At 50.0% G+C, this 13,346-nt stretch carries 10 protein-coding genes and 1 pseudogene; 6 read left to right on the top strand and 5 right to left on the bottom strand.

From position 1 onward, the window contains the following. Positions 1–387: pseudogene (locus B9Y58_RS13270) on the bottom strand (carboxynorspermidine decarboxylase); the annotation flags it as partial. Positions 388–457: 70 nt separating this feature from the next. Here B9Y58_RS13270 and B9Y58_RS13265 point away from each other — a divergent pair. The 3 genes from B9Y58_RS13265 to B9Y58_RS13255 are packed head-to-tail and all read left to right on the top strand — an operon-like array spanning position 458 to position 3,069. Further along, positions 458–1,336, top strand: coding sequence for a hypothetical protein (locus B9Y58_RS13265; RefSeq protein ID WP_073057787.1), 879 nt, complete (start codon positions 458–460; stop codon positions 1,334–1,336). A gap of 9 nt (positions 1,337–1,345) precedes the next feature. After that, positions 1,346–2,317: a FecCD family ABC transporter permease gene (locus tag B9Y58_RS13260; RefSeq protein WP_233247986.1), complete on the top strand. Its 972-nt coding sequence runs from the start codon at positions 1,346–1,348 to the stop codon at positions 2,315–2,317. Then, positions 2,314–3,069, top strand: coding sequence for an ABC transporter ATP-binding protein (locus tag B9Y58_RS13255; RefSeq protein ID WP_073057789.1), 756 nt, complete (start codon positions 2,314–2,316; stop codon positions 3,067–3,069). The genes B9Y58_RS13260 and B9Y58_RS13255 overlap by 4 nt, the downstream gene beginning before the upstream one ends. Before the next feature lie 76 nt (positions 3,070–3,145). Here the strand turns inward: B9Y58_RS13255 and B9Y58_RS13250 are convergent, their stop codons facing one another. The 3 genes from B9Y58_RS13250 to rho all read right to left on the bottom strand — a co-directional run bounded on the left by B9Y58_RS13250 (position 3,146) and on the right by rho (position 7,334). Next, positions 3,146–4,513: a sigma-54 interaction domain-containing protein gene (locus B9Y58_RS13250; protein ID WP_073057792.1), complete on the bottom strand. Its 1,368-nt coding sequence runs from the start codon at positions 4,511–4,513 to the stop codon at positions 3,146–3,148. A 61-nt stretch (positions 4,514–4,574) separates the two neighbouring features. Beyond that, the gene (proC, locus tag B9Y58_RS13245) at positions 4,575–5,381 is read right to left on the bottom strand and encodes a pyrroline-5-carboxylate reductase (RefSeq protein ID WP_073057795.1); all 807 of its coding nucleotides are present in this window, start codon (positions 5,379–5,381) and stop codon (positions 4,575–4,577) included. Between the two features lie 15 nt (positions 5,382–5,396). Then, positions 5,397–7,334, bottom strand: coding sequence for a transcription termination factor Rho (gene rho / locus B9Y58_RS13240; protein ID WP_233247985.1), 1,938 nt, complete (start codon positions 7,332–7,334; stop codon positions 5,397–5,399). 302 nt (positions 7,335–7,636) lie between these two features. On the opposite strand from rho, the gene folK reads away from it, so the two are divergent. Genes folK through panC form a run of 3 tightly spaced genes read left to right on the top strand, consistent with a single transcriptional unit; the run spans position 7,637 to position 9,649 of the window. Then, entirely contained in the window at positions 7,637–8,146 is a 510-nt protein-coding gene (gene folK, locus B9Y58_RS13235; protein ID WP_073057956.1) for a 2-amino-4-hydroxy-6-hydroxymethyldihydropteridine diphosphokinase, read from the top strand. A 1-nt stretch (position 8,147) separates the two neighbouring features. Next, positions 8,148–8,798, top strand: coding sequence for a deoxynucleoside kinase (locus tag B9Y58_RS13230; protein WP_073057797.1), 651 nt, complete (start codon positions 8,148–8,150; stop codon positions 8,796–8,798). Beyond that, positions 8,798–9,649 (top strand): pantoate--beta-alanine ligase, encoded by an 852-nt coding sequence (gene panC, locus B9Y58_RS13225; protein WP_073057799.1) that lies wholly within the window; start codon positions 8,798–8,800, stop codon positions 9,647–9,649. The genes B9Y58_RS13230 and panC overlap by 1 nt, the downstream gene beginning before the upstream one ends. Positions 9,650–9,806: 157 nt before the next feature. Here the strand turns inward: panC and B9Y58_RS13220 are convergent, their stop codons facing one another. Beyond that, positions 9,807–13,235, bottom strand: a complete 3,429-nt coding sequence (locus B9Y58_RS13220) for a CHASE2 domain-containing protein (protein ID WP_158278370.1) — start codon at positions 13,233–13,235, stop codon at positions 9,807–9,809. Between the last annotated feature and the right edge of the window lie 111 nt (positions 13,236–13,346).

Below are 13,346 nucleotides of genomic sequence, written 5' to 3'. Positions count from 1 at the left end.
AATCCCTGCGCTCACACCTGCGGCTAAAGTCTTGTCTTTAAAACGCTGCCACTGGCTGAAGCTGTTGAAGGTAATGTGGCCTGCGCAGGCGAGAATCTGGTCAATTTCGTCGTCGTCATAGACGGGGGCGAACACATGGACTTCTTTGCCCATTTCCTCCTTGGCGAGCCTAGCCTCGTTCAGACTGGAGGCTGTGGCACCGGCCAGGTACTGCCCGATGAGGGGGAAAGAACGCCAAAAACTATAACCTTTTAAGGCACAAATGATTTTTACGTCGCCCCGCTTCTGAATATCGTCCAGAATTTCCATATTATGGCGCAGTCTGGCCTCATCAAGAACAAAACAGGGGGAGGGAACTTGGGTATAGTCGAGTGTTTTTTCAAACATAGTCCAAAGATAGCCTTTTTTTTAACCATTTTACTACTCTTTTCCATACGCTTTAACTACATTTTACTTGATGAGAAATTTCATGTACAAGCATATTCTTATTTCGTTACTTTCTTTGGCTTTCGCAGGAATGGCTTTTGCTCAGCAAAAAGCTGCTCCCGCTGCCCAACCTTCGGCTACCGCCGCTACTGTTCAATCTTCTACCTCCCAGCCTCCTAAGGCGCAACCGGCTCAGGTAGTCCAACCGGCGAACTTGGCCAAGGTCGAGTCTCAGGTGGTGGCGACTCCCCGTGGCGCTACGTCCACGCTGGATGAAATGATTCAGGCGAAACTTGATTCCATGAACCATGCGGCACCGGTGGTCGGTCCTCGTAATGCGGACAGCCTCGCCAAGGTTCAGGCCGACAGCGTTCGTAAGCTGGTCCAGACGGGTAAGTATGTACAGCGTGCTCGCTACGACAAGAGCAACTTCGATCACTGGAGAATTGACACTGTGCTCCAGAAGAAGATGAAGGATCAGGTCGTGGGCGTGTGGCGCACTCCGATCATCGCTCATGGTCATGCCTTCCGTGATGCAGAACTCCGCTTCGGTGCAAATGATACTCTGATCGGTATCACTCGCACTTACTCTGATTCGGGTCGCTACCAGAAGACGGGCGAATATACCTTTAAGGCTCGCTACCGTTTCGACAGCGAAAGAACCCTTGCTAGCCGTGAAGTCTTTAAGGAACGTCAGGTGGTTCGTTGGGACTACATCACGTTCGATATCGTGAACGACACTCTGCAGTACAATCTGAACAAGCTGGAATTCCGTGACTTGAACGATAACTGGCTTAACGCTTTGCAGGGCTTCGACAATATCCCGCCTGAAATCTATATCCGCGATGCAAAGCAGTCTGCTGAACTGAAGCAGGCCGCAGCGCAAGCTCAGGACAAGAAGAAAAAGTAAGGTTTTCTCGTGGCTGGGAAATGCCGCTTTGATTATCGAATCCCGATAGGATTCGCACTGCTCTTTTCCCTGGCCGTTGTCCTTTCTTATTTGACATTATTTTCGGGAGCGGTCGGGCTATCTTGGTCTGACCTTTCTTTTGGCTCTGTCGAAACCCGCATTTTCTGGGATATTCGTGTGCCGCGACTGGCAGCAGCGGTGCTCACTGGAATTTCGCTATCGGTGGCGGGACTTTCGTTGCAGACGCTCTTTAGGAATCCGCTGGCTGGCCCTTTTGTGCTTGGCATTAGCAGTGGCGCAAGTCTTGGCGTTGCGCTTTCGCTGTTGGCCGGATTCGGCTTCGGTTATTTTGGAGTGCTGTCTGCGGCGTCGGTGGGCGCTCTTGCGGTGACACTTGTGGTAATGACGGTGGCTACCCGCTTCGAGAAATCGACGGTGCTTTTGATTGTGGGACTTTTGGTCGGCTATTTTATTGACGCCTTGGTGAGTCTATTGATTGTGGGGAGCGACGCGGAATCGTTGCGGGTGTATGTGTCTTGGGGCATGGGCAGCTTTGGCAGACTAACCTTCGATTGCATTTGGATTTATGCCCTGAGTGTTTTGGTGGGGCTTGCCTTGTTGGTACTTTCGGTGCGTTACTTGAACGCCGCTCGAATGGGCGATGACTTTGCGAAGGGCCTAGGCGTGAATGTGCGCCACGGTCGTATGATGGTGCTTTTGGGAGCTTCCCTTTTGGCGGCGGCATCGACGGCTTTTTGTGGGCCTGTAGCCTTTGTAGGAATTGCTGTTCCTCATTTGGCTTTTATGTTGTTCAAAACCAGCAACCATCGAGTGCTGATGCCTGCCTCGGCTTTGTGCGGAATTGTGCTTTGTCTTGCGGCTTGCCAGTTTTCTAAGATTCCGCTGAATGCGGTGCTTAGCTTGGTGGGCGTGCCTGTGGTACTTTGGGTGATTGTTCGCGGCGGAGGAATTCGTAGATGACGGAGCTTCTTCGGTGCGAAAATCTGGTGCTGGGTTACCAGGCTGCCAAAGTGAACAAAGCGAATGCTGCGGGAATTGTGGCGCCTTTCAGTTTTGAGTTGAAGGCAGGCGAGGTAGTTGCCTTGCTGGGTGAAAATGGTTGCGGTAAGAGCACGTTTTTAAAGACGCTTTGCGCTCGGTTGCAGCCGGTTTCTGGAACGGTATCTTTGTGCGGATGTCCCTTGAATTCTGCAATGGGTTCTGCTTGGAACGCTCGTGAACGCGCGAAACTTGTTACACTGGTGCGCATGAGCGGAATTTCTTGCGACCGTATGACGGTTCGTGAATTTGTCAGCTTGGGCCGTATGCCTTATGCAGGCTTGTTCGATGGCCGAAGCGAAGAAGACGAACGGATTGTAGACGAAGCGATAGCCCTCTTGGAACTGGAAAACTTTGCGAACCGCTGGGTGAATGAATTGAGCGACGGCGAACGAAGTCGAGTGTACTTGGCACAGGCCGTGGCTCAGCAGGTGAAAGTGCTTTTGTTGGATGAGCCCAATGCCTTCCTGGATATTCCCCGAAGTCGAAAGCTTTTTACGCTTTTGCGAAAGTTGGCGAATGAACGTGACATGGGAATTTTAGTGTCCACTCATTCTGTGGAGTATGCTGAAAAGTATTGTGACCGAATGGTGGTGATTGTAGATAAGCAAGTGCGCGTGGCTAAGACTGAAAATGCTCGTGCCGAAGGTTTGCTCGACTGGACCGAAGATTAACTCCGCCAACGTCCAATTTCCTACAGTCTACTTTCTACTTCCTACTTCCTACTTCCTACTTCCTACTTCCTACTTCCTACTTCCTACTTCCTACTTCCTTAATATTCACGCCTAGGTGATTCAGGCGATTGTAGAGGGCGGTGCGGAACAGCCCGAGCTTTTGTGCGGCTTCGCGCACGGAACCGTTGCATTCGCGGATTTTGGCAATCAAGAAATCGCGCTCTTGATCCAGTTGCGTTTGACGGAACTTTTCGTAATCCGAAACATTCCCGTTGCTTTCGCTAGCGGCTTCTGAATGGCTTGATGACGTTTGGGGGGCGGCTGTTGCAGAAGAGACTCGAATGGTATCGATGTGAAGGTCTTCGGGTTGCAAAATTCCGGCGCTGGTAAAACAGAGGGCTCGTTGGATGACGTTTTCCAGTTCGCGGATGTTGCCCGGCCAATCGTATTCCTGTAACTTGCGGAGAGCGCCACTTGAAAGTGTATAGTGTTCTCCGGTTCCTTGGTAAGTGCGTATAAAGTAGTTCGCCAAGTCTTCGATGTCTTCTTTACGTTCGCGGAGCGGCGAAATCTGCATCGGGATTACGTTCAGGCGGTAATAGAGATCTTCGCGGAAGCGTTTTTCGGCAATTTCCTGTTGCAGGTCCCTGTTGGTGGCTGCAATGATGCGGACGTCCACATGCTTGGTCTTGTTGGAACCGAGCGGGCGGATTTCCTTGTTCTGCAAGACGCGCAAGAGCTTGACTTGGGCATGAAGCGGCATATCGCCAATTTCGTCGAGGAAGATGGCGCCGCCGTCGGCTGCCTCAAAAAGACCGATGCGTTCGTTTTGAGCACCCGTGAATGCTCCACGGGTGTGTCCGAAAAGTTCGCTTTCGAATAAGTTATCGGGAATGGCGCTACAATTGACTGTCACGAACTTTTCGTACATGCAGCCGACGGCGCGAGCGATAAGCTCTTTGCCGACACCGGTTTCGCCTTGAATCAGTACCGGGCCCGTATGCACAATGGCGCGCTGGACTGTTTTGCGGAGTTGCTGCATGGCCGGGCTTTTGCCGACCAGATGACTCATGCGTTCGTTAAAGATTTGGCGCGCGGTATGAATTTCCTTGAGCTTTACGATTTGCGACATCAGGTGTAGCTTTAAGGATTCCACCGAAAGAATGCTGTCGTAAAGCTTGTTGGAAATTTCGCTATATCTTTCGGGTGTTTCCGCATAAACCAGAATCAAGGTGTCCGGCGATTTTTCGCGGAACGCCTTGAGTATTTGCAGATTGTATTCTGAAAAAGAATCCAAATCCCAAATGACCAGCGGAATTTGCGGGATGGCGCTTGCCGCTGGCGCTTCGCGGTAAATATCCACCGAATAATCTACCGACGAAAGAACGTCCTGGATGAACGAGGACGTTGCATTATCTTTCGCGAATAGATTGATCGTGGACATCTAGTGGTTAGTGGCGAGTGATTAGGTTTGTGCCTGTTTACAAACCACTGTTTACTGCTTACTATTTTCCCAGTTCCTTGCTGCGGTCGGTACCGGCCACAACAGCCTTGATCAGCGTGCTGCGGAAGGCGCCTTCTTCAAGGGCGTTGATGCCTGCGATAGTGGTGCCTGCGGGTGAGCAAACCATGGCGCACAAGTCGCTTGGGCTCTTGCCGGACTGCTTCACGAGTTCAACGCTGCCTTCGATGGTACCAAGCGCAAGCTTGAGTGCCACATCGCGGGTGAGGCCTGCCTTGACGCCGCCGCGGGTAAGGCCTTCGATGAATTCGAAGACATAGGCGGGGGCGCTGCCCGAAAGTCCGGTCACCGCATCCATCAGGGATTCTGCGACGCGGCAGGTCACGCCGATGTTTCCGAAGATCTTTTCGGCAATGGCGAGCGTTTCTTCAGTAACGCCGTCAGTAGCGAGACCCACGGAACCCTTGCCAACGGTAAGCGGCAAATTCGGCATCACGCGGAGAATCTGGTTCTTTTCGCCTAAAACTTCGATGAGGGCCTTGCGGGTAACGCCAGCCATAATGCTCACGAAAGTCTTCGTTGCCTTTTCGGCTGCGGCAGCAGCCTTCCATTCGGCGGAAACCAGCTTGAAAATCTGCGGTTTCACGCAAAGGAAGGTGACGTCTGCCTTGTTGAGGCCTTCGGCAAAGCTTGCCACGCGAACGCAACCGAGAGCAGAAACTTCTGCGGCGGCCTTGTCGGAGGGGTCAAAGAAGAAAATGCTGGAGGCGTCCGTACCGGCCTTCAAAAGACCGCGGAGGATTGCGCCACCCATGTTTCCTGTACCTGCGAAAAAGATTTTTTCTGACATAGAATATCCTTTTGTTTAGCGAAGGCTGTCCTTTGCTTTTTTCATAAATTCTAGTAATTCGGCATTGGTCTTGTTTTGCTTCATGAGCTTAATGAGCTTGTCCATAATGCCGTTTTCGGTATCGTTCTGGGCACCCTGACGGAATTTCCAGATGATATCCTGTTCGTAAAGGGTAAGAAGGCGGTCTTCTTTACGGGTGCCCGACTTGAAGATATCGATGGCGGGCCAGGTGCGCTTTTCGGCCAGGCGGCGGTCAAGCACCAGTTCCATGTTACCCGTTCCCTTGAATTCTTCGAAAATCACTTCGTCCATGCGGCTGCCCGTTTCAATCAGGGCGGTGCCGATAATGGTAAGGGAACCGTTCTTCTGGATGATTTCGCGGACCGGTTCGCCGGTAATTGTCTGCACAATCTGGCCGTTGGAATCTTTCTGGAAATCGCCGAGTTTGTCGGCAATCTTACGGGCGGCACCGAAGAACTTTTTCGGGAACTGCATGGCGTTGGCATCCACACCGCCCGAAAGAATCTTGCCGGAGTGCGGAATCACCACGTTGTTCGCGCGGGCGAAACGGGTAATGGAGTCTAGCAAGACAACCACGTCCTTCTGCTGTTCCACGAGGCGCTTGGCTTTTTCGAGCACCATGGTGGCCACGCGGGCGTGATGGTCAGGCGGTTCATCGAAGGTGGATGCCACCACTTCGGCGCGCAGGTTCGGGTTTGCTTCCACCAACTTGCCGATGATTTCACGCATTTCGGTCACTTCTTCAGGACGTTCGTCAATCAGAAGCACGATGATGATGATTTCGGGGTGGTTCTTGGCAATCGCGCGAGTCATGTTCTGCAACAGGATTGTCTTACCGGTACGCGGCGGAGCGAGAATGATACTGCGCTGGCCTTTACCGATGGGGGAGAACAAGTCCATGACGCGGGTACTTAATTCTTCGGGGTCCCATTCCAGCTGAATCTTTTCGTTCGGGTGAATCGGGGTCAAGTATTCGAAAGCAACGCGGCGCTTGATCTTTTCGGGATCTTCGAAGTTGACCTTGTCTACGCGGCGAAGCGCGTAGTATTTGTCGTTCTGGTCGCGCGGCGGGCGAGCGAGACCTGCAACGGTATCGCCGATTTTGAGACCGAGCTTGCGAATCAAGTTCTGGCTCACATAAACATCGTCCGGGCCCTGCTGGTAGTTGAATTCGGTGTTGCGCAGGAATCCGTGACCTTGGGGCGTGACTTCCAAAAGGCCTTCGGCGTAAACGATATTGTTCTCGTTTTCGAGGCTCTGCAACAAGAGTCCCAGGGACTGCTTGCGGTAGCGCCTGAAGTCTACGTTTTCTTTTTGAGCGGCGAGTTCCTGCAAGTCGCTCATGGTCATCTTGCGGTACTTGCTCCAGCATTCGCGAGCCTTGTTCCATGCTTCGGAATCCGGTTCCGGAAGCGGGGTGGTATCTTCTTCTTCGGGCTGGAATCTCTGGTTTTGACGGTTGTTCTTGTCAAAACGGCGGTTGTTCTTGTTGAACTTGTCGAAGCGGCGGTATTGCTGCTGACCGTTGTTGTCGTTTTGATTGGCGACTTGTTCGCCTTGGTTTGCAGCTTGTTCGACTTGTTCTGCAGGCGCGGCTTCTACATTTTGCACAGGTGTTTCTGCTTGAATTTTTTCAGCAGCAGGTGCTTCGGCTACCGGGACATTAGCGGCTTGTTCTTTGGCGACAGGTGCTTCGGCTACGTTGTTTGCAGCTCTTTTTTCAAAAGATTTCTGTTCTTTAGCTTCGACAATTTTTTCTTTTTCAACAGGTTCTTTTTCGGGCTTTGATTCTACCTTAGCTTCGGCAGATTCTTCTTTAGCTCTTTTGGGCCTTCCGCGACGTTTGGGAGAAGATTCTTTTTCTTCGGGATTCGGAATATCTATGTTCAATTCTGGGGGAATTTCTGCGCCAGTAGGTTCTTGATCTGCCAAATAGGCATTCTTAGAATTCTTTTTAGTTGGAGCCACGATGGTGTCCTATTGAATTAATAAATGAAAATGAATGTTAATTGATTAAGTTGATATAATTGAAAATGCCCAGGTCTTTAAATATGACCACAACAATATCACGGGCTCCGATAAAATAACTAAAAAAATTGTTTTTGTCACGGAAAAATGCCGAAAATTCGGAAAAAAATTTTTGAGGGGGCTTGGAGACTGTTAAAATCCGCCTGTGGCGGTTTGGTTTGCATTTTTGTCGTAAAAATGACAATTTGAATATCTATATTTATTTCGTGGATTCTTTAGAAAGAGTTTTTGTTGCCTTGGGCTCAAACCTCCCCGACCGTTCAAAGCGCTTGAACGAAGGTCGCGAAATGCTCCGCAAAATTTCGGCGGGCGGGTGGCTCGAAAGCCCCATATACGAAACTCCACCGGTAGGACCGGCGGGCCAGGGTCCCTATTTCAATCAAGTCGTGAGTTTTTGGTATTCGGGAACATCGACACGCCTGCTGCATTATCTAAAAGGTGCAGAATTCGTGTTGGGGCGCAAACCCCGCGGTCATTGGAATTCTCGAGAAATTGATTTAGATCTGTTGTATTTTGGAAAGGAAGTTCACCAGGGTAGGCCGAACCTGCCGCACCCCCAGATTGTAAACCGCCAGTTTGTATTGGTCCCCTTGAACGATATTGCCCCGGAGTGGGAAGACCCCCAGCTGGGAATAAAGGTGAAAGACATTCTTTCGAACCTTTTGCAAAAAGAAGAAAAAATCCCGTTCCGCGTCATCACATCGGAGGAACCTTGATATGCTGAGAGAAAAAGACGTTCATTTTTTGGCCATTGAAGGCGCTATCGGTGTGGGTAAAACTTCTCTTGCAGAAATCCTTGCGGATCGCTGGAAGGCGACTTTGATCGAAGAGAATTTCTCGGAAAACCCCTTCCTTGAGAAGTTCTACCAGAACAAGGAAGCGTACGCGTTCCAGACACAGCTATTCTTTTTGCTAGACCGCTTAAAGCAGTTGCAGAATTCGGCAATTCAGAGTGACCTTTTCCGCGACCTTTTGATTAGCGACTATACATACGACAAAGACCAAATTTTTGCAGCCCAGAACCTGACCGAAAGCGAATACGCCATGTACGATCAGGTGGCCAAGGCCTTGAACCATGATATCCCGAGGCCCGATTTGGTCGTTTATTTGCAAGCATCGGTTCCGACTCTCCTCAAACGCATTCATGGCCGTGGACGTGCCATGGAAAAGACCATTGAAGGTTCTTACCTGAACGGTCTTTTGGAACGTTTCGACAATTATTTTTGGAACTATCCGTACGCGCCGGTGCTTATCATCAATACCGACAATATCGACTTTGTCCACAACGAAAGTCATCTGCAGCTGGTGCTCGATGCCATTGCCGCATGCCCCAAGCAGACGACATATTTTGTACCAGAAGGTAAATAATGCAAATCGTAACTACCGTTGATTCTCTTCGTCAAGTCATCAAGCCTCTTGCTAAGCAAGGCAAAACCATCGGGCTCGTTCCCACCATGGGAGCCTTGCATGCAGGACATGGTGCGTTGATTAAGGAATCTGTCAAGGAATGCGATGTGACGGTTGTCAGCGTGTTCCTGAATCCGATCCAGTTTGGTAAAAACGAGGATTTGGATAAGTACCCCAAGCGCCTGGAAGCTGACGCTAAGCTTGCCGAATCGCTGGGGGCCGATTACGTGTTTGCCCCGAGTGTTGCTGAAATGTACCCCGATGGTGATCCGCTGACCATGGTTCGCGATGAAACACTGGAAGGCATGTACTGCGGTGCCTACCGCCCCGGTCATTTCCGCGGTGTCTTGACTGTTGTCTCTAAGTTGTTCTTGATTTCGGGCTGCAATCACGCCTACTTTGGTGAAAAGGATTACCAGCAGGTGTTCTTGATTGAACGCATGGTGAAGGACTTGAATTTCGATATCCAGATTCACCGTGTGAAGATTGTGCGCGAAGAATCGGGCCTTGCTCTTTCGAGCCGCAACGAATACTTGACCGATGAAGAACACGCAAACGCCTTGTCCATTAGCACGGGCCTGAAGCAGGCTAAGGAAGCTTATGTCAATGGTGAACGTGCCGTGAGCAAGATTCGCGATGTCGTGCTGAAGTCCATTCTGGGCGCACACGGTATTGTTCAGTTTGTAGAACTCGTGAACCAGAAGAATCTCCAGAAGTTCGCAGGCATTTTGGGCCCCGAAGACAAGGTGGTGATTCTGGTGGCTGCATTCTTCGGAAAGACGCGCCTGATCGACAATATCGAGTTGAACTGACACGAAGTGTCATCCTGAGCTATACGAAACTTAGAACTTTAGTTCTCTAGTTGAGTTATGCCCTTTGGGTAGAAGCAACGAAGTTGCGAAGTCTCTTTGATCACTTAGCGCTTTAGCGCTTATGTGAGCATGATCCCCCTTGCGGGGAGAAGGATCTCTATTTTTCCGTAGCGGTGAATACGCCGTCCCATACCTCGCCTTCTGCAACAGGCGGGGTTATTTTGTATGCTTCGCAGCGTTGGATGTACACGTGAGACGGCGTTGTCTTGCTGCCCGGATCGCGGTCGGGGTGATGCGGCTCCAAATCGAGGCATTGCTTGAACAGCTCAATGGCGTCGTCCCATTGCATGTTCAGGTAGCAGGCGCGGGCTCTTTCCCAGAGCTCTACAAGTTTGATCAAATTCTGGTTCTGGGAATTTCGCTTTTTGGCAAAATAAGCGATTTCGCCAGAAGTATAGACTTCTCTTGGGGCGTTAAGCTTGTATTTCTTGTCTAGTTCTTTCTTCGCTTTTTGAGTGATGTCTTCTCTAAGAATCTTTTTGACGTCCGCTTTGACGTTCATGTGCGTTTCGTTCTTGATTCTTGAGATTTCTTCGTCGAGTCTCGTGTTGACGATTCTATTCAATTCGTCTTCTTTTTGCTGTGCTCTAGCTCTTCTGGCTTTCTTTCTCTTTTTGATAATGAATTTATTCTTGGCTTCAATCGTTTCGTTCTTGAAGTTTTCCTTCTTGAACAGGCTGGTTTGGGCTTCGTCATTGAGCTTGGTCAGTCCCAAGCCGGTAATGGCCAATAATTCAAAGGTCTTGATGGGCTGGCTTTTACCCACCACTCGAATGGTATCCAGGGAGCGGTAGATAAAGGTCCCCGTTTCCAGATTTCTTTGGGTATCTTCGCTGATCTGGATATAGGCGCCGTACTGCTTTGCAGCACTTTCAAGACGTGCGGCCAGGTTCACGGCGTCGCCCATCATGGTGTAATTCTTTCGCATCGAAGAACCCATATTACCCGTCACGATGTCGCCGGTGTTGATGCCGATGCGCATGTGCATGTTATGGACGACCTTGGGCCACTTGGAAACTTTTTGGTTGTTCCGGATTTCCAGTTCGCTTGCCCAAATGCGTCTTAGCTTCATAAGCTTTTCTTGCATGCCCACGGCCGTTTCGCAGGCGTATTGGGCGTTGTTGGGTAAGGGCATGGGGGCTCCAAAGAAGGCGATAATGGCGTCGCCTTCGTATTTGTCCAGAGTTCCCTTGTTTTCGAGCAGGGTGTCTGTCATGGCGGTGAGATACTCGTTTAACAGATCCACCAATTTTTTCGGATCGCCAATCTTTTCGGAGAAGGTAGAGAAACTTGCGATGTCGGTAAAGTAAGCGGTAAGGTTCGATTTTTCGCCACCCAGGGTCGGCATAATTTCGTTATCCACCATGGCGGTAATCAGTTCGGGAGAAATGTATTGCTTAAACGCGTTGTTGATGAAGTTCTTCTCTTTGTTTTCGAAGTAGAACTGCACGACCAGCGCCGTAATGCTGGTTAACAACATGGCGAGCAATTGTTTGGAGACTCCGATATAAAGTCCACCTTGGAAGTACTTGTAGGCAATGTAGGTGTAGATGCCCATTAATATCAGGGAGAGCACCACTGAAATTGAACTCGTGAAGTAGAGACCGAGAATAAGGCACAGGAGCGCGAGAATGACGACTATGATTTGTTGTTTCTTTTCGCTCAAGGTGACGAGGTAGTCGTCTTCCAAGATGTTCTTGATGATGGTCGAGTGTATCAATACGGCGGGGTAGTTTTCTTCTTGTGGGCCAGGCACAAAGTCGAATAGAGCCGCTGCGGCTGAACCGAGAATAAAGATTTTACCCTGATAGAAAAGGTTGTCGATACGTCCCCTGTACACGTCGTAGTAAGACAGGTGTTGGAATCGTCTGTTGTTGATTTCGTTATAACGTCCTTTGTACTTGACCTGGTAGCGGCCGTTCTGGTCGATTGGAATGCGTTTGACTTTGCCGAAGCGGAGTTCTTCACCGGGCTTAAGGTTTTCGATAACCTCATTCTTGGTGGCTTGGATGTCGCGAATCACGGCGTCCGAAAGAATCGCCATGTTTGAACTCCACTTCTTGGTGGCCTTGTTGTAACGCAGTTGCATGTCGAGCGAAAGAATCATCTTATTGCCGGCAGGCATGCGCTTCAGGGTATCCTTATAGAAAATTAATGTCTTGATGGCGCAGCGAGTGAAATCAATGGATTCATCTTCGTCTTCATCTTCTTCGTCGTCGGTGGAGTTTCTTACAATCTGGTAGAAGCCATCTTCGTCTTCGTCCTTGCGGATGATGTAGTCTCTGGTGAGCTTGACTGTCTCTTCTTCTTCAAGGGCGTCTAGCTGTTCAAGGGTCACCTTCATGAGCAAATTGGATTCCTGTTCGTCAAGGACGCTGCTGGTGCCGCCGTTGGAAAGCTCCAGGGAAATCTTTCCGTTTTCGTCTTTGCTGGCAAAAACCTTGTGCGATATTTCAAGAGCATCTTCGCTAGCCTTGTTGTGGATCTTCTTCTCGGCCAAGGTTTCGCGGAGAAGCAAGAACATGTGGTAGCTGAAGTTGGGGTAAGTCGTGTGATAGATTCCGGTCGAGTCGCGGTAGATGCCAAAGGGCTTGCCGATGTCGATGTATTTACCCATCTTGACCGTAATGTCCTTGGGATCTTTGTGGAAAAGATGGAGGATGGTCATAAGCGACATGGTGGAATACACGTGGCTCTTACCGTCGCTGTTCATGACGGCGTCGTATTTTTCTTTGTCGCTAGCGAGAGTGGTATCCAGAAAGGGAATGATGTCAAGGTCGGGATTCGGGAAACGGTAAAGCATGGACACTTTGCGGACCACGCCGTCGTTGTCGGGGTAGGCGTTCACGGAACCTGCTTTCACGCCTGCGTTGGCCAGTTCCGGGAAAATGTTGTCCAACAGATCCTTGGCTTCTACATCGTCGATTTTGTCTACTTGCGTGGTATCTAAGGTGGAGGAATAGCCGATGGCGTCGGCGCGTTCCTGCATGCTTAGGGGGGTCCATTGGGATGCGTGCTTGTAGGACTTGCGTTCATCGAACATGTAGCAGACAATCGTGTTTCCGCTTTCCTTGACGGCGTTCACCAGCATGGAGTCAAAATTGTAGTTGGCTAGTAGCGAAGGGTAAAGGGAATCGACTTCGGCTTCGGGCGCGATTTTTCGGAGAACGTTTGCGGCTTGGTCTGTTTTTTGCTTGCCGAAGTCTGCGCTCTTGAACAGAATATCGAAACTGATTGCCGCCGCACCACCTTCGCTCAAGTTCTGGATGACTTTGGCGTGAATGGAACGGTCCCATTCGTTATAGTTGCCGAGCTTAGTTAGAGATGCTTCGTCGATATCGACAATGAAAATGTTTTGATCAAGGCTATCGTTAATGGAAACGCGCTGGTGAGAATCTTCTTCGTCTTCGGCTTTTTGGGAATGGGTAGAGGTTTTGAAAAATAAATCGTAAAAAATGTTTTCAAGGGCTTCGGCACCGTTGCGTTGGGTCTTGCCGATTGCGGACTGTACAAGGGTATCTGGCAAAAAGCTGCTTTGGGTGCTTCCAAAAGTGAGAGTAAAAAAGACTAGAAGGGCCGAAATAGAAAAACCCGATAAAACTTTCTTAATCTTTTTCGAAAACTTTATTTGCATAAT

It is taken from the genome of Fibrobacter sp. UWB15, assembly GCF_900177705.1.
GTDB lineage: Bacteria > Fibrobacterota > Fibrobacteria > Fibrobacterales > Fibrobacteraceae > Fibrobacter.
This window is presented reverse-complemented; position numbering and strand designations above follow the sequence as displayed.

Excerpts from the sequence above, each read along its gene's own strand:
- B9Y58_RS13265 (WP_073057787.1), top strand. The coding sequence starts at position 458 with ATGAGAAATTTCATGTACAAGCATATTCTTATTTCGTTACTTTCTTTG.
- B9Y58_RS13255 (WP_073057789.1), top strand. The coding sequence starts at position 2,314 with ATGACGGAGCTTCTTCGGTGCGAAAATCTGGTGCTGGGTTACCAGGCT.
- B9Y58_RS13250 (WP_073057792.1), bottom strand. The coding sequence starts at position 4,513 with ATGTCCACGATCAATCTATTCGCGAAAGATAATGCAACGTCCTCGTTC.
- proC (WP_073057795.1), bottom strand. The coding sequence starts at position 5,381 with ATGTCAGAAAAAATCTTTTTCGCAGGTACAGGAAACATGGGTGGCGCA.
- B9Y58_RS13230 (WP_073057797.1), top strand. The coding sequence starts at position 8,148 with ATGCTGAGAGAAAAAGACGTTCATTTTTTGGCCATTGAAGGCGCTATC.
- panC (WP_073057799.1), top strand. The coding sequence starts at position 8,798 with ATGCAAATCGTAACTACCGTTGATTCTCTTCGTCAAGTCATCAAGCCT.